This is a genomic window from Stenotrophomonas sp. Ste86, assembly GCF_024519465.1.
GTDB lineage: Bacteria > Pseudomonadota > Gammaproteobacteria > Xanthomonadales > Xanthomonadaceae > Stenotrophomonas.
In genome coordinates this window covers 452,739-468,304 of sequence record NZ_JALJRW010000001.1, presented here as the reverse complement: position 1 = coordinate 468,304, position 15,566 = coordinate 452,739, and the positions used below count along the sequence as shown (strand labels likewise).

Sequence of the window (15,566 nt, the reverse complement as noted above, 5' to 3'; positions counted from 1 at the left end):
CCTCATGACCACTGTAAGGGGATAGGGATGCTGATCCGTCGTACCTCGCTGGCTGCGGCTGTCGCCGTCGCCACGCTCGGCCTGCTGGCTGCCGCGCCGGCCTTCGCCGGCTATGACAAGCCGCCCGAGCAGCTGCTCAAGGTGCTCAAGGCACCGCCACCGCCCGTGCCCAGCCTGGACCCCAGCGGCCAGCGCCTGCTGCTGACCACCGCGCAGACCTATCCGTCGATCGAGCGCGTGGCCCAGCCCTACCTCAAGCTGGCCGGCGTGCGCCTGGAGCCGAAGAACCGTAGCCGCCACGACACCCAGGGCGGCTATGGCATTCCGGCGTGCGTGGCCGATTTCACCCTTGTCGATGTCGGCACCGCCAAGCACACCAAGGTGGCGCTGCCGCAGGGCTGCGCGGGTGCGGCGCAATGGTCGGCCGACGGCCGGCGTTTCGCGTTCCAGAACGCGGTCGATACCGCGGTGCAACTGTGGGTGGGCGATGCGGTGACCGGCCAGGTCAAGCAGATTCCCAACGTACAGCTCAATCCGATCTTCGGCGGGACGGTGCAGTGGCTGGGCGGTGGGCAGCAGTTGCTGGTGAAGCTGGTGCCACCCAACCAGGGACCAGCGCCGTCCAGCGGCAACGGTGCGGGCGGTCCGGACGTGCAGGAGTCGCTGGGCAGCAGCGGCGAGAGCAGCACCTATGAAGCGCGCGATACGCTGACCAGCGCGCACGATGAGCAGCTGTTCGCCTATTACGGTGCATCGCAGCTGGCGGTGGTGGACGTAGTCGCCGGCAACGTACGCAATGTCGGCGCGCCGGCCCTGTACGACGGCGTCAATGCCGCCCCCGATGGCGTGCACGTGTTGACCGAAACGTTGAAGGCGCCGTTCTCGCACGCAGTGACTTACCAGCGCTTTGCCAATGACGTGGCCGTACTCGATCTGGGCACCGGCCGCAGCACCCCGATCGCCAGCCTGCCGCTGGCCGACCGCGTGCCGGTGCATGGCGTGCCGGAAGGCCCGCGCGAGTTCGACTGGCGCTCCACCGATCCGGCCACGCTGGTCTACGCCGAGGCGCTGGACAAGGGCGACTGGAAGGTGACCGTGCCGCATCGCGATCGCGTGTTGGCGCTGAAGGCGCCCTTCACCGGCAAGCCGCAGGAAATCGCCCGTACCGCGCAGCGCTTTGAAGGCATCGCCTGGAGCGCCGATCCGGCGGTGTCGTTCCTGTTCGAGAACGACGAGAACCGGCATTGGCGGCAGACCCGCATCGTGGATGTGGACCAGCCGAAGAAGGAAGGCCGCCTGCTGTGGGATCTGTCCAGCGATGAGCAGTACGCCGACCCGGGCAACCTGGTGTTCAAGCGCCTGCCCAACGGGGCGTCGGTGGTCCGCCAGGACGGTGCGTTCGTGTTCCTGCGCGGGCAGGGTGCCTCGCCGCAGGGCGACCGGCCGTTCCTGGATCGCCTGGACCTGGGCTCGCTCAAGACCGAGCGCCTGTTCCGCAGCGACGCCGACGCCTACGAGCAGGTGCTGGGCCTGACCGCCACGCCCGGCCGCTACCTGACCTGGCACCAGTCGGTGATGGACCCGCCGAACGCCTTCGTGCGCCAGCAGGGCGAGCGTGCAGCGTCGGTCAAGGAGGGCGAGGCGCAGTTCGCCTCCACCGCCACCGCGCTGACCCGGCTCACCGACCCGACCCCGGAAGTGCGACAGATCCAGAAGCGGCTGGTGACCTACAAGCGTGCCGACGGCGTGGACCTGTCCTTCACCCTGTACACACCGCCGGGCTACAAGGAAGGCCAGCGCGTACCGGCAATCCTGTACGCCTATCCGGCCGACTTCGCCAACGCCGCGCAAGCCGGGCAGGTGTCCGGGTCGCAGCAGACCTTCACCCGTCTGGCCCCGTACCGGCTGATGCTGCTGGCCGGCTACGCGATCATCGACAACGCCTCCTTCCCGATCGTCGGCGATCCCAAGAACGCCTACGACACCTATCTGGAACAGCTGGAGGCCGATGCCAAGGCGGCGGTGGACAAGGCCGTGGACCTGGGCGTGGTGGATCGCAACCGGATCGGCGTCACCGGGCACAGCCATGGTGGCCTGATGACCGCCAACCTGATCGCGCACACCACCCTGTTCAAGGCGGGCGTGGCCACCAGTGGCTCGTACAACAAGACGTTCACCCCGTTCGGCTTCCAGAACGAGCGTCGCTCGGTGTGGCAGGCGCAGGACGTGTATCTGAAGGCGTCGCCGTTCTTCTATGCCGACAAGATCAAGCTGCCCCTGCTACTGGTCCACGGCGAGGACGACGCCAACCCGGGCACCGAACCCTTCCAGTCGCGCAAGCTCTACCAGGCCATCCGCGGCAACGGTGGCACCACGCGTCTGGTGATGCTGCCCAACGAGCCGCACTGGTACACCGCGCTGGAATCCAACGAGCAGTTGGTGTACGAAATGCTCAACTGGTTCGACACCTACGTGAAGAACGCCCGCTGACGTCGACCGCGGGGTGACTGCTTTGGTTGCAATGAATCGGCCACCCCGCAAAGGGCGGCCGTTTCGCATTGTGCAGCAGCCACGCCAGCCGAATGCAGCGGCTCAAGCAAGCGGCAGTGCTTCGTAGGCGCGTGCAATACGATCGTGCAGCACCCGCACCGCTTCGGCCTTGGCATCTACCCGGCGTTCGTCGCCATAGGCACGCAGGAAACGGCATGCTGCGTGGCCTTGCGCCTTGTGCGCGTAGTCGGCTATCCACTGCAGGCGGCCGGGCAGCAATGCCTGTTCGGCTGACCACGCCGCGACCGGTGGGCGAATGCGCCGACGCATCCCCCCCCGCCACGGCTTGGCTGTCAGCCGCGCACGGAAGCAATGCTGCAGCCGGCACATGCGCGCGTAGAGCGCGTCGGTCTGCAGGGCATCGAACAGGCGCTGGACGACAGGGTCATGGGCCGAGAAGGTGGCGTGCATGGCCAGCAGGCGCAGGCCCGCCGGGGTACGGTAGGCGCGCAGGTGCCAGTCGGGGTGCTGCCCGATGAACTGTTCGACACGGGCCAGCGCGCGTGTCTCCAGTTGTGCATCACGATGGTGGGCGTTCTTGACGGCCAGTACCACGGCGTTGACCGCGATGAGCGCCGCGCTGGCTGCGGTCACACCGGCCACCCAGTTCCATACGTTGCCGGCGACGATGGCCACCCCTGCCCACAATACGCACGCCAGCAGGGTGGGAATGACGCAGCCGGACGGCGCAGGGCGGTGGTCGATATCGGCAAAAAGCACGTCCGGGGTGTTCAGGCACAGCGCGCCGTAACTGTTGCGGGTAATGACGACATCCCCGTGGCGTTCGACGATCTGCTCGCGGATCGGCACGCCTTCCACGCCATAGTTGGTACGGCGCTCCTGCCGCGGCAGCGGCTGGCCAGCGGCGATGGCGTGTAGCGCCTCCTGCACGCGCGCATCGGCGTGCACCTGCGCGGCCGCCACGCTGTCGTCGGACCAGCCGAAGCGGCGCACGATCAGCGGCTTGCGGTTGTGCCGGACTTCGCGCCGGGCTTCGGCCCAGTACTCGGGAACGATCATGACGGTCCTTGTCGTGGTGTGGGGAGTCGCGCGGAAGTCTGCCACGTAACGCGGCGCGCGTGCTGTGCCGCGCAAAGCGGGATAGGCGCGACCCTCGCCCGCGCTTATGATCGACGCTTCCCCGCATTACGGAATGAAGCGGATGCCTGACGCGAACGACGCCGACGTGGTGGTCTTCGATTTCGACCTGACCTTGACCCGGTGGGAAACCGCGTCGCGTTTCTTCAAGGGCTTGCTGCGGCGCGCGCCATGGCGGTTGTCGATTCTGTTGCTCGCATTGCCGGTGCTGGGACCATTGCTGCTGGCCTCCCACACGCGGCGGCTGCCGACGAGGTTTGGCGTCTGGCTGGCGACCTTTGGCCGTAGTCGACACGCGCTGGAGGCGCTCGCAGCGTCACATGCCGAAGCCGTGTTCGATGGCGACGAAGTGCTGTTCATCGACGCCGCGGTGGCGCACCTTCGCCAACATCAGGCCGATGGCGCACGCGTGGTGATCGCCACCGGCTGCTGGGAACCGCTGGCGCGCGCGCTGTTGGCGCGCGGCGGCCTGGGCGATGTGCCACTGGTGGCGTCCACGCTGCGCCCGGCATGGGGGGGCTGGGTGAGCGACCAGCACTGCCTGGGGGCCAACAAGATTCCAATGCTGGCCGCGCGCGGTTATCCGCCACCGTGGGCGATGGCCTATACCGACCACCACGCCGACCTGCCGTTGCTGCGCAACAGCGCGCGGTGGTACCTGGTGAGCCCGAAGGCCGGCTGTCTACGCCGCATCGAGGATGCCTTGCAGTCACCGGCGCGGATACTGGATTGGCGGGTCTGACGCCCACACCGCCGCTGGCGCTGCGTGCTAGCCTGATCACGGCCACCACGGGAGAACAGACCATGCCGTCCACGTTGCACGCCGTCATCCTGGCTGCTGCGCTGTCCCTGCTGTCCCCGACGGCAGGGGCGCAATCGCCGGCGATCAATCCGCTGCTGGTGAAGCCTGTTAATGCCCTCAGCGCGGAAGAGGTGCGCGGCATGCAGCAGCGCCTGCTCGACTGGCCGCAGTTGCAGCACTATCGCGCCGAGAATGCCGCGTTGCCCGTCGCCGTGCCGGGCCAGCCACGCGTGGTGTTCTTCGGCGATTCCATCACCGAAGGCTGGGGCCGTACCGGCAGCGCGACGTTCTTTGCCGGCAAGGGCTACCTCAACCGGGGCATCAGTGGGCAGACCACCGCACAGATGCTGCTGCGCTTCCGCCAGGACGTGATCGCGCTGCAACCGGCGGTGGTGGTGATCCTGGCCGGCACCAACGACATCGCCGGCAACACCGGGCCGGCCAGCCAGGCGATGATCGAAGACAACCTGCACTCGATGGTGGAGCTGGCCAAGGCGCACGGCATCGCCGTGGTGCTGTCCTCGGTGCTGCCGGTCAGCGAGTACCCGTGGCAGCCGGGCGTGCAGCCGGCGCCGAAGGTGCGTGCGCTCAACGCCGCGCTGCAGCGCTATGCAGGGCAGCAGAAGCTGGTCTACCTGGATTACTACACGCCGCTGGCCAACCACGAGGGTGGCCTGGACAAGGCCTTGGCCGACGACGGCGTGCACCCGACAGCGGCGGGGTATGCGCGGATGGCACCGCTGGCCGAAGCGGCGATTGCCCAGGCGCTGCGCGCAGCGCGATGATGACGCGGTAGCGGCGGCGTCAGCGCGCTTTCACGACGGCGCGGAAGCCGCCTGCTCGGCGTCGCCGCCCGCTGCGGTCGGCCGTGGGCCTGCTCAGCCCTCGTCCTGCTTCAACGCCGCATCGGCAGCCAGCAACGCCTCGGCCGCCTTGCTCAATGCAGGCGAGGGCACATCCTCGGCACCGATGGACTGCATCATCCGTGGCATGTCCACGAAGCGGCGCTGGCGCCGATCATAGATGCCGGTGACCAGTAGCGCGCGGGTGGCGATTTTCTCTTCGCCCAGCAACACCCGCTGCTCCATGATCACCCGCGTGCCGACCCAGCCGACCAGTCGCGTTTCCAGGGTGAAGCGCTGGAACGGCTTGAGCTCGCGGCGGAACTGGATCGTGCCGGCGCCGACGATCGGTGCCCACTTCTCACGCAGCGCCACCCGCCCCAGGCCCATGCGCAGGATCAGGTCGAGGCGGCCCAGGTCGAAGATGTTCCAGTAGCGCCCATTGGTCATGTGCAGGTTGCTGTCCAGGTCGTTGGGCAATACCCGGAACGCCACCCGCGACACCCCGAACGGTGCGGCCAGTTTTGGGCGGAAGAGGCTGCACAGCAGCAGATGGAGCAGGCGGAACCAGAGATTCATGCTGAATATGACGACTGTAATAGATCGGATACGCTAGGCTATGACGACTGTCTTAGCAAGGATCGGCGCCATGAGTCCACGTCCCAGCGATGCACCGCAACGCGTGGTCGCCGCCGCAGCGGAAATGCTCGCGCGGGTGGGGCTCAACGCCACCAGCATCCGCGAGGTGACCAAGGCCGCCGACGCGCCACTCGGCTCGACCTACCATCACTTCCCCGGTGGCAAGCAGGAACTGCTGGCGCGCGCCACCACGTTGGCCGGTGACAAGGTGGATGCCCTGCTGGAGAAGCTGCTGCAGGAGGGCGCTGCAGCGGGTATCGCGCAGTTCCTGCAGCTGTGGCGCGAGCGCCTGCTGCGCAGCAACTTCGATGCCGGCTGCCCGGTGCTGGCCGCGTCGGTGGAAGCGCCGGTGGAAGCCGTGCCGAGCCAGGCACGGGGCGCGGCGGCGGCGGTATTTGCACGCTGGGAACAGCGGCTTGGCAGCGCACTGACCGAGGCCGGCCACGCCCCCGCGCAAGCAGCCATGCAGGCGACCATGATCATCGCCGCCGTGGAAGGCGCGGTGGCGATGTGCCGGGCGATGCAGGACATCGGGCCGTTTGATCGGGTGGCTGCGCAGTTGCTGGCGCTGTGCGCATTGCACTCGCCACCGTAACTTCCTAACCTGCCCGCACTCCGCATCCCACGGCAAGGACGTCCGCATGCTGCATCATCTTTCACTTGGGGTCCGTGACCTGGCCGTGGCCGGCGCGTTCTACGATGCCGTGCTGGGCGCACTGGGCTATCGCCGTGTGTTCGAAGACGACACCGCGATCGGCTATGGGCTGGTCGACGATGAGGACCTGTTGTGCCTGAAGCTGCACGACGGTGCGGCCGCGCCTGGACCGGGTTTCCATCTTGCGTTCAGTGCGACCACGCGCGCTGCGGTCGATGCCTTCCATCACGCCGCGCTGCTTGCCGGCGGCCAGGACAACGGTGCGGCTGGAGTGCGCCCGGACTATGGCGCCCACTATTACGCCGCCTTCGTGATCGATCCCGATGGCCATCGCGTCGAAGCGGTGACCAAGCAGGCGGATGCGTGAAGCGCCGCGTGCCACGGCCCAGCCGGCCGCTGCTGCTGCCGTTGACCCGTGGCAGCGAAATCGCGCGTGCCCGCCAGCAGCTCCAACGCGGCGGCTGGCCGCGTCTGCAGATGGCGGCCATCGTGCTGGTCACCGCTGTGGCCGGGCTGCTGGCCTCGCACCTGCTGCGGATGGGCGGTATCGATACGATGCTGCTGCGCTATCCGCTGGCGGTGCTGCTGGCGTATGCCATCTTTCTTCTGCTGATGTGGGCATGGTTGCGCTGGCGCGGCGATGTGGCTGCCGATGCGGTGATCCCCGATGCCGGCGCGGTGGGCGGCTCGCCCAAGCCTGGCGCGGGACCGGACTGGTTCGGCAGCGGCGGCCGCTCCGGTGGCGGCGGTGCCTCTGCCTCGTGGGGCGAAGCGGCGGGGGCGAGCACGTCCAGCAGCGCCAGCGATGGCGCAGTGCTGGACCTTGCCGATGGCGAAGCAGGCCTGCCGATCCTCGCGCTTCTAGGTGTCGTGACGGTGGTGGCTGCAGCCCTGGTCGCGGCCAGCTGGGTGATCTGGTCAGCGCCGATCCTCATGGCCGAACTGCTGGTCGACGCGGCCATCGCCGGCGGCCTGTACCGGCGCATGCAGGGCATGCAGGCGCAGGGCTGGTGGCGGTTGTGTCTTGCCCACACCTTCTGGCCGCTGCTCGGCGTGCTGCTGTTTTTCGCCGCGCTTGGCTGGGTCGCGCAGGAAATCGCGCCGCACGCCAACACCTTGATGGATGTGCTGCAGACCTTACGGGATCGATGACCATGCCTGGGTTGACGACTTTGACCGCCTATCGCGCCGTTGGCGTGGGCGCACTGGTGGTAGGGCTGGCCACCAGCGGGGTGACCGCGCTGCTCACTACCCTGATGGGCGCGGTGATCCTGCCACGGTTGCTGGCACCCCTGCAGGCGCAGGGCATGCCGCTGCCATCGCTCACCAGTGCATTCGCCGCGGGCTACCCGCTGGCGTGGTTGGGGCCATTGGTGGTGTTGCTGGTCTGGCGCTTCGGCGGTGTGCACGGCCGCTGGCTGGCCGGCGTGGTCGGCCTGGCTTCGATGCTGGTCGCGGGCAGCATCGCGGTGGTGGCGATGTACATGGCACTGTTCGCGCAGGCCAGCGCGATCTGACTGGCGTCACGCTTGTGCCACGGCAATCGCCCGCGTTTGGCTCAGTATTTCTACTGGGTCGCCGCCACCGACGGCAGCGGCAGGGCCGCTGCACGCCGGCCGCTCAGCTTACTCAAAGCGCCAGCGCAGCCCTGCATACACGCCGCGCCCTTCACCGGGCGTCGAGCGGGCCACGTCCTTGCCGGCATCGTTGTAGCCGGGCGTCACCGTGGCCGCGTAGTGGCGGTCGCCGATGTTGCGCAGCTCCGCCCACGCTTGCCAGCGCCCGTTGGGTGCGTCGAACCCGATGCGGCTGCCGACGATGGCATGGCTGTCGGCGCGGAAACTGTTGGCGTAGTCCACGAACATCGTCGAGGCGTACTCGGTGTTGAGCGCGGCGTAGAAGCCGGTCGGGTGGTCGTAGCGCAGCTCGGCCTGGTAGTAGTGGCGCGGCAATCCCGGCAGGCGATTGCTGCCGAACAGGGCGTCATGCCGGTAGCGGAAGTCACTGAAGGTGTACGCCTGGCGCAGCGACAGGCGGCCATCGCGGCCTTCCCACAGCGTGCTGTCCAGCCCGGCTTCCAGGCCACGGTGTGTGGTGGGACTGGCGTTGTTTTCTGCCACGAACAGGTTTGGTACCGGCATCACCTCCACGGTGAGCAGCTCGTGCAGTACCCGCGCGTAATAGCCGGTCAGCTCCCAGCGGCCGAGCGCGCTGTCGCCCCGTGCACCCAGCTCCAGCGTGGTCGCGGTCTGGTTCTCCAGCTGCACGGGCGCGCGCTGGCGACCGGTGGAGGCACCGTTGCCGGCGCCGAAGTACTGGTTCGAGCCCCAGATCATCGACCACGGGTGCGCCGGCTCCACCGAGCGGCTCAGGTTGCCGAACCACTGCACCTGCGGCGTCTGTTGCCAGGTGAAGCCCAGGCGCGGCGCGTAATCCCACTGCTGCTCGCGAAGGCGTTCGGGCGTGGCCGGCCAGGTGACCTGCACATCGCGGCGGGTGTTGATCAGCGCCAGCCCGGTCTGCAGGTGCAGGGCATCGGTGAGCGCCAGATCGTTGCCGACGTGAAGCGTGCTGTCGGTGCCGTGGTGCGAAAAGTCGCGCGTGTGGGTGCCGGCGGCATAGCCGTTGCTGGCAAAGCGCAGGGTCTCGCGCACGTCTGCATCGAGGTCGTGGGTGACGCGCAGGCCGAGCGTGGTCACGCTGTCGCGGCCGAACAGTACATGCCGGTGGCGGTAGTCGAGCGTCGCGTTGAGGTTGCTGTAGTCCAGCTGCTGCCGGTACAGGCTCTCGTTCAAGTCCATCGGGTAGGTGTGGTAGACCAGCCCGGCCTGCAGCGAGGACGCCTCATCGATCTGCCAGGTGGTCATGTTGCCGATCCAGGTGCTGCCCGGCTGCGGACGGCGTGCATCGATGGCCAGGTTGGCCGGATTGGCCGCGCGCGGGTCGTTGCGTATCTGGTCGCGGGTCAGGCGCCCGGGCGTTTCGTGATTGGTCTCGCGGTAGCGCACGAAGAAGCGGGTTTCCAGGGTCGGGGTGATCTGCCAGCCCAGGTTGGCCATCGCGCCCTTGCCGTCACTGGCGGCGTGGCGCTGGTAGCCGTCCGATTCGGTATCGGTGTAGGCCAGGTAGTAGTCGACATCGCCGCTCACGCCACCATAGCCGACGCTGCGCTTCTGGTATCCACGGCTGCCGGCTTCGTACTGCAGCTCCAGCCCGGCCGAATCGCGGCCGCTGCGGCTGATGTAGTTGATCGCACCGCCCAGTGCCAGCGCACCGCGCTCGAAACCGTTGGCGCCACGCAGCACCTCTACACGGCTCAGCCACAGCGGTTCCAGCAGCTCGTACGGCGTGCCGCCCGGGCCGGTCAGCGGCAGTCCATCCAGCGACACCGAAATGCCCGACGCATGCGCGCCTGGCCCACGGTTGATGCCCGAGCCACGGATGGACACCTTGGCGCCTTCGTTGCCGGGTGATTGCGCGCTGATGCCGGGCTGGTAGGCCAGCACATCGGCGCTGGTGGCCAGGCGACGGTCGGCGTTGGCCAGGTCCACCACATTGCCGGCACCGGGCACGCGCTTGAGCGCCGCGCGGGCCTGCTCGGTCTCGCTGGCGGCAGTGACGTTGACGGCATCCAGGGTGGTCGCCTGCGGGGCGGCGTAGGCGGTGGCCGACAGCGCGAGGGCGACCGCGAGGGAGATCGGGCAACGGGTAGGGCGATACGACAGCAAGGGCATGGGGAGGCTGTAAACTAAAAAACTGGCGCGCAAGTTAACAGGTGCGGCGCCGCCCGTCACCCGTCACGACCGTATGGCCATCGGCCGGCACCGGCCCCGGGTAGAGCCGAGCCATGCTCGGCTGCATTTCGTCCCGCCGGTTGAACGTGCACCAGATCGACGGAAATCCGCAGCCCTCAGCCGCGACAGGCGGGAAAGCGACTGCAGCCCATGCACATCTCGCCGGTTCTGCGGTTGCGACCCTCCACCAGCGGCGCGCTACAGCGTCTGCAGGTCGACACGTCGGAGCTGGGGGGTGAGGACGTCGACACCGGCTCAGGTTTTGCGGCAGATATCGGCGTTTGCCGCATCTGTACCATCCTTACCATCCGCAGAAGGTTCTCGCCGGAGACCAGTGTGATCGGTTTTCCGACGACGAATTCCTGCGCATCGCGGGTGAAGTCTCCGCTGCTCACGATCAGCACGGCGTCGGCGCGGTGATGCGCAAGCAGGCCATACATCTCGCGTACGACTGACACCCCGACCTGCTGGCGCCGCCATTGCTTGCATTGCACCAGCGTTCGACGACCATCGCGCCGCAGGATCAAGTCGATGCCGCCGTCGGCGCCACCCAGACCATTCTCTTCCACTGCATAGCCCAGGCGACGGAAGGCCTCGCCTACCAAGCGCTCGAAGTCACGCCAACCACTGCTGGCAAGGCTTGCCAGGCCGGTTTGAGTGTCGAGTAGCCGACGTCGCCGACGCGCGCCGGCCCACGATACAACGGCCAGCGCCGCGCAGAGAGCCAGCCACAGCCATGCAATCGGCGTCTGTGCGGCGATCGCTGCAATCAACGCAGTCGCAGTGCCGGCAGACTCCTCATGCCATCGTGGCGCGAGAGTGCGCAACGCGGCGAATCCAAGTACGCCCACGCCAACGTTGATATACCAGGGCCATGTCGCCATGACCTCCAATAGACCGCTTCGCTTGCGTCCCATGCGTGGTTTCTCCTGTATGGGGCGCAGTGTAAGGCGAAGCCACCCATGGGGTGGCTCTACCGGGAAGGTCCCGCCAGGTAGAGCCACCCCACGGGTGGCTGCACGCAATGCCCGATCAAACCGCAACCACCCACGGCGCAGCTACGCCGCGATCCCCGGCAGGTCACGACGTTGGTCGAGACGCCGCTCGCTCAGCCCAGGATCCCCGGCAGATCCAGCCCCTTCTCCTTCGCACATTCCACCGCGATCTCATACCCGGCATCGGCATGCCGCATCACGCCCGTGGCCGGGTCGTTCCACAGCACGCGCGCGATGCGCTTGGCGGCCGCTTCGGTGCCGTCGCAGACGATCACCATGCCGGCGTGCTGCGAGAAGCCCATGCCGACGCCACCGCCATGGTGCAGCGACACCCAGGTGGCGCCGCTGGCGGTATTGAGCAGGGCGTTGAGCAGCGGCCAGTCGGATACCGCGTCGGAGCCGTCCTGCATGGCTTCGGTTTCGCGGTTCGGCGAGGCCACGCTGCCGCTGTCCAGATGGTCGCGGCCGATCACCACCGGTGCCTTCAGTTCGCCGCTGGCCACCATCTCGTTGAAGGCCAGGCCCAGCCGGTCACGGTCGCCCAGGCCCACCCAGCAGATGCGCGCCGGCAGGCCCTGGAACTTGATCTTCTCGGCGGCCATGTCCAGCCAGCGGTGCAGGTGCGGGTTGTCCGGAATCAGCTCCTTGACCTTGGCATCGGTCTTGGCGATGTCCTCCGGATCGCCGCTGAGCGCCACCCAGCGGAACGGGCCGATGCCCCGACAGAACAGCGGGCGGATGTAGGCCGGCACGAAACCGGGGAAATCAAACGCATCCTCGACGCCTTCTTCCAGCGCCATCTGGCGCAGGTTGTTGCCGTAGTCCACGGTGGGTACGCCCAACGCGTGGAAGGCGAGCATGGCGCGGATGTGGTTGGCCATCGATTCGCGCGCGGCCTTCTCCACCCCCTTCGGTGCCGACACGCGCTTGTCATCCCATTCCTCCACGGTCCAGCCCTGCGGCAGGTAGCCGTTGACCGGGTCGTGCGCGGAGGTCTGGTCGGTCAGCAGGTCCGGCTTGACTCCGCGTACCAGCAGCTCGTCCAGCACGTCGGCGACATTGCCGAGCAGGCCCACCGAGAGCGGCTTCTTGGCCGTGCACGACGCCTCGATCAGGCGCAACGCCTCATCCAGGTCGTCGGTCCAGGTGTCCAGGTAGCCGGTGCGCAGGCGCATCTCGATGCTGCTCTTGCGGCATTCCACCGCCAGGCACGAGGCACCGGCCATCACCGCAGCCAGCGGCTGCGCCCCGCCCATGCCGCCCAGCCCACCGGTGAACAGCCACTTGCCGGCCAGGCTGCCGTTGTAATGCTGGCGGCCCATCTCCACGAAGGTCTCGTAGGTACCCTGCACGATGCCCTGCGCACCGATGTAGATCCAGCTGCCGGCGGTCATCTGGCCATACATCGCCAGACCCTTCTTATCCAGCTCGTTGAAGTGGTCCCAGTTGGCCCAGCGCGGCACCAGGTTGGAATTGGCGATCAGCACGCGCGGCGCATCCACATGGGTGCGGAACACGCCCACCGGCTTGCCCGACTGCACCAGCAGGGTCTGGTCGTCGTCCAGGCGCGTGAGCGTTTTCACGATGGCATCGAAGCTCTCCCAGTCGCGCGCGGCGCGGCCGATGCCGCCGTACACCACCAGTTCCTGCGGGCGTTCGGCCACGTCCGGGTGCAGGTTGTTCATCAGCATGCGCAGCGGCGCTTCGGTCAGCCAGCTCTTGGCGGTGAGGGTGGTGCCGGTGGGCGCGATGATGGTGCGGGTCGGGTCGTTGCGGGTCATGCGGCGCTCCGGTTCGTAGCGAATTCAAGGCAGGCGTTGAGCACCTGCGCCAGGGTGTGGCGCAGCGGTGCGGCGTGGTCGGGGTCGAGCGGGGTGGGCCAGCTGCGTTCGTCCACCTGGTCCGGGGCCGGCTCGTGCATGTAGCCACGGCAGGCCAGTTCCATCTGCAGGCTGTGCACGCCAGCGGGGATATCGCTGTAGTGGCGGGTGATCCAGCCGCCCTTGAAACGCCCGTTGCGCACGTGCGGCAGGCCGCTGATCCGGCACAGGTTCTCCACCACGTCGCTGAGCGTGTTGTCGCAGGAGGTGTCCAACGTACCGGACGGACCGGCGGTGCCGAGGTTGAACTGTGGCAGTTCGCCGTCGAACAGGTGTGGGATGTGCGAGCGGATCGAGTGCGCGTCGTACACCACCACCGTGCCGTGGCGCTGGCGCAGCCGCGCGATCTGCGCGGCCAGGGCATCGTGGTAGGGCGCAAAATACGTGTCGCGACGGCGCGCGATTTCCGCCTCGTCCGGTTCCATGCCCGTGTGGTACAGCGGCTGGTCGTCGAAGGTGGTCAGCGGGCACAGCCCGGTGGTGTTCTGCCCGGGGTACAGCGACACGCCGCTGGGATCGCGGTTGAGGTCGATCACCGAACGCGAAATCGCCGAGCGCACCGTGGTGGCGCCCATGCCGCGCGCGAAGTCGTACAGATCGTGCACCCACCAGTCGGTATCGCGCCGGGCCAGCCACGGCGACTGGTAACGGTCGATCAGGTCGTGCGGCAGCTCGCTGCCGGTGTGCGGAAAGCTGACGATCAATGGCGCCTCGCCTTCGTGCACCTGCAGCCAGTCCGGGTGCAGGGTCATGCCAGCGGCTCCACCTGCGGCAGCACGTGCGCCAGGCCTTCGGCCACCGCGCCGCTGCGGACCAGCGCTGTGGCGGCCACCATGTCCGGATGTAAATAGCGATCGTCCTGCAGCGTCGGCACCTGCGCGCGCAGGCGCGCACGCACGGTTTCCAGCGCGTCGCTGGAACGCAGCGGGGCGTGGAAATCACAGCCCTGCGCGGCGGCCAGCAGTTCGATGCCGACCACGTTGGCCGCGTTCTCGGCCATCGCCAGCAGCCGACGCGCGCCATGTGCGGCCATCGACACATGGTCTTCCTGGTTGGCCGAGGTCGGGATCGAATCAACGCTGGCCGGGTAGGCGCGCTGCTTGTTCTCCGAGACCAGCGCGGCGGCGGTCACCTGCGGAATCATGAAGCCCGAGTTCAAGCCCGGCTTCGGGGTGAGGAAGGCAGGCAGGCCCGACAGTGCCGGGTCGACCAGCATCGCGGTGCGGCGCTCGCTGATCGAGCCGATCTCGCAGATCGCCATCGCCAGCATGTCCGCGGCGAAGGCCACCGGCTCGGCGTGGAAGTTGCCACCGCTCAGTGCCTCGTTGGTGTCGGTGAACACCAGCGGGTTGTCGGACACGCCGTTGGCTTCGATCGCCAGCGTGGTGGCGGCCTGGCGCATCACGTCGAACGCCGCGCCCATCACCTGCGGCTGGCAGCGCAGGCAGTACGGGTCCTGCACGCGCACGTCGTTGTCGCGGTGCGATTCGCGGATGGCCGAACCCTGCATCAGCGTGCGCAGCGTTGCGGCGGTGGCGATCTGTCCACGCTGCCCGCGGATCTGGTGGATGCGCGGATCAAAGGGGGTGTCCGAGCCCTTGGCCGCTTCCACCGACAGCGCGCCGGTGACCAGCGCGGCATGGAACACGGTGGTGATCGCAAACAGCCCGGCCAGTGCGTAGGCGGTGGAATACTGGGTGCCGTTGAGCAGCGCCAGGCCTTCCTTGGCGCCCAGCACCAGCGGGGTCAGCCCGATGCGCGCCAGCGCTTCGGCGGCGGGAAGGCGCTCACCGTTCAAGTACGCTTCGCCCACGCCGATCATCACGCTGGCCAGGTGCGACAGCGGCGCCAGGTCGCCCGAGGCGCCGACCGAGCCCTGGCAGGGGATCACTGGCACGATGTCGTGCTGCAGGAACGCTTCCAGCAGTGCCAGCGTCTGCGGGCGGATGCCGGAAGCGCCCTGGGCCAGGCTGGTCAGCTTCAACGCCATCATCAGCCGCACCACCGGTGCGGGCATTGGCTCACCGACGCCGGCGGCGTGGGAGAGCACGATATTGCGCTGCAGGGTTTCCAGGTCATCGCGCTCGATGCGCACGCTGGCCAGCTTGCCGAATCCGGTATTGATGCCATAGACCGGGTCGCCCTTGGCCACGATATCGGCCACGGTCTGCGCGCTGCGCAGCACCGCCGCAGCCGAAGACGGGTCCAGGCGCACGCGCGCGCCGTCGAAGATCGCGCGCCAATGCGCCAGCGTCACCGCGCCGGGCTGCAGGGTCAGGGTAGTGCTCATGGAATCTCCAGACATCACAAA

14 protein-coding genes are annotated in these 15,566 nt (G+C 67.9%); 7 read left to right on the top strand and 7 right to left on the bottom strand.

The annotated features are described in order from the left end of the window. Positions 1-27 precede the first annotated feature (27 nt). On the top strand, positions 28-2,490 hold the full coding sequence (locus tag NR101_RS02155; RefSeq protein WP_256774517.1) for a prolyl oligopeptidase family serine peptidase: 2,463 nt from the start codon (positions 28-30) through the stop codon (positions 2,488-2,490). Between the two features lie 102 nt (positions 2,491-2,592). Here the strand turns inward: NR101_RS02155 and NR101_RS02150 are convergent, their stop codons facing one another. Next, positions 2,593-3,570, bottom strand: a complete 978-nt coding sequence (locus NR101_RS02150) for a hypothetical protein (RefSeq protein WP_256777695.1) — start codon at positions 3,568-3,570, stop codon at positions 2,593-2,595. 142 nt (positions 3,571-3,712) lie between these two features. Between NR101_RS02150 and NR101_RS02145 the strand changes: the two genes are divergently transcribed. Together NR101_RS02145 and NR101_RS02140 are read left to right on the top strand one after the other, a co-directional pair. Then, a complete protein-coding gene (locus NR101_RS02145; RefSeq protein ID WP_256774515.1) occupies positions 3,713-4,390 on the top strand; it encodes an HAD family hydrolase in 678 nt (225 codons plus the stop codon). A gap of 62 nt (positions 4,391-4,452) precedes the next feature. Then, complete coding sequence (locus NR101_RS02140) at positions 4,453-5,235, top strand: SGNH/GDSL hydrolase family protein (protein ID WP_256774514.1); 783 nt, start codon at positions 4,453-4,455, stop codon at positions 5,233-5,235. A 93-nt stretch (positions 5,236-5,328) separates the two neighbouring features. Here the strand turns inward: NR101_RS02140 and NR101_RS02135 are convergent, their stop codons facing one another. Then, positions 5,329-5,871: a thioesterase family protein gene (locus NR101_RS02135; RefSeq protein WP_256774513.1), complete on the bottom strand. Its 543-nt coding sequence runs from the start codon at positions 5,869-5,871 to the stop codon at positions 5,329-5,331. Between the two features lie 70 nt (positions 5,872-5,941). Between NR101_RS02135 and NR101_RS02130 the strand changes: the two genes are divergently transcribed. From NR101_RS02130 to NR101_RS02115, 4 genes are read left to right on the top strand one after another with little or no spacing between them, the layout of a single operon-like run. Then, complete coding sequence (locus tag NR101_RS02130) at positions 5,942-6,526, top strand: TetR/AcrR family transcriptional regulator (RefSeq protein WP_256774512.1); 585 nt, start codon at positions 5,942-5,944, stop codon at positions 6,524-6,526. 46 nt (positions 6,527-6,572) lie between these two features. After that, on the top strand, positions 6,573-6,953 hold the full coding sequence (locus NR101_RS02125) for a VOC family protein (protein ID WP_256774511.1): 381 nt from the start codon (positions 6,573-6,575) through the stop codon (positions 6,951-6,953). After that, positions 6,950-7,738 carry a hypothetical protein gene (locus tag NR101_RS02120; protein ID WP_256774510.1) on the top strand — a complete coding sequence of 263 codons (789 nt, stop codon included), beginning with the start codon at positions 6,950-6,952 and terminating at the stop codon, positions 7,736-7,738. Before NR101_RS02125 ends, NR101_RS02120 begins: the two co-directional genes overlap by 4 nt. A gap of 2 nt (positions 7,739-7,740) precedes the next feature. Then, positions 7,741-8,103: a hypothetical protein gene (locus tag NR101_RS02115; RefSeq protein WP_256774509.1), complete on the top strand. Its 363-nt coding sequence runs from the start codon at positions 7,741-7,743 to the stop codon at positions 8,101-8,103. Positions 8,104-8,211: 108 nt separating this feature from the next. Here NR101_RS02115 and NR101_RS02110 read toward each other — a convergent pair whose 3' ends face one another. From NR101_RS02110 to hutH, 5 genes are all read right to left on the bottom strand, one after another. Next, complete coding sequence (locus tag NR101_RS02110; protein ID WP_256774508.1) at positions 8,212-10,320, bottom strand: TonB-dependent receptor; 2,109 nt, start codon at positions 10,318-10,320, stop codon at positions 8,212-8,214. Between the two features lie 176 nt (positions 10,321-10,496). Next, positions 10,497-11,297 (bottom strand): restriction endonuclease, encoded by an 801-nt coding sequence (locus NR101_RS02105; protein WP_256774507.1) that lies wholly within the window; start codon positions 11,295-11,297, stop codon positions 10,497-10,499. Positions 11,298-11,488: 191 nt separating this feature from the next. Continuing rightward, on the bottom strand, positions 11,489-13,156 hold the full coding sequence (gene hutU / locus NR101_RS02100) for a urocanate hydratase (protein WP_256774506.1): 1,668 nt from the start codon (positions 13,154-13,156) through the stop codon (positions 11,489-11,491). Further along, the gene (gene hutG / locus NR101_RS02095; protein ID WP_256774505.1) at positions 13,153-14,007 is read right to left on the bottom strand and encodes an N-formylglutamate deformylase; all 855 of its coding nucleotides are present in this window, start codon (positions 14,005-14,007) and stop codon (positions 13,153-13,155) included. The genes hutU and hutG overlap by 4 nt, the downstream gene beginning before the upstream one ends. Further along, entirely contained in the window at positions 14,004-15,545 is a 1,542-nt protein-coding gene (gene hutH, locus NR101_RS02090; RefSeq protein WP_256774504.1) for a histidine ammonia-lyase, read from the bottom strand. Before hutH ends, hutG begins: the two co-directional genes overlap by 4 nt. Positions 15,546-15,566: the final 21 nt, after the last annotated feature.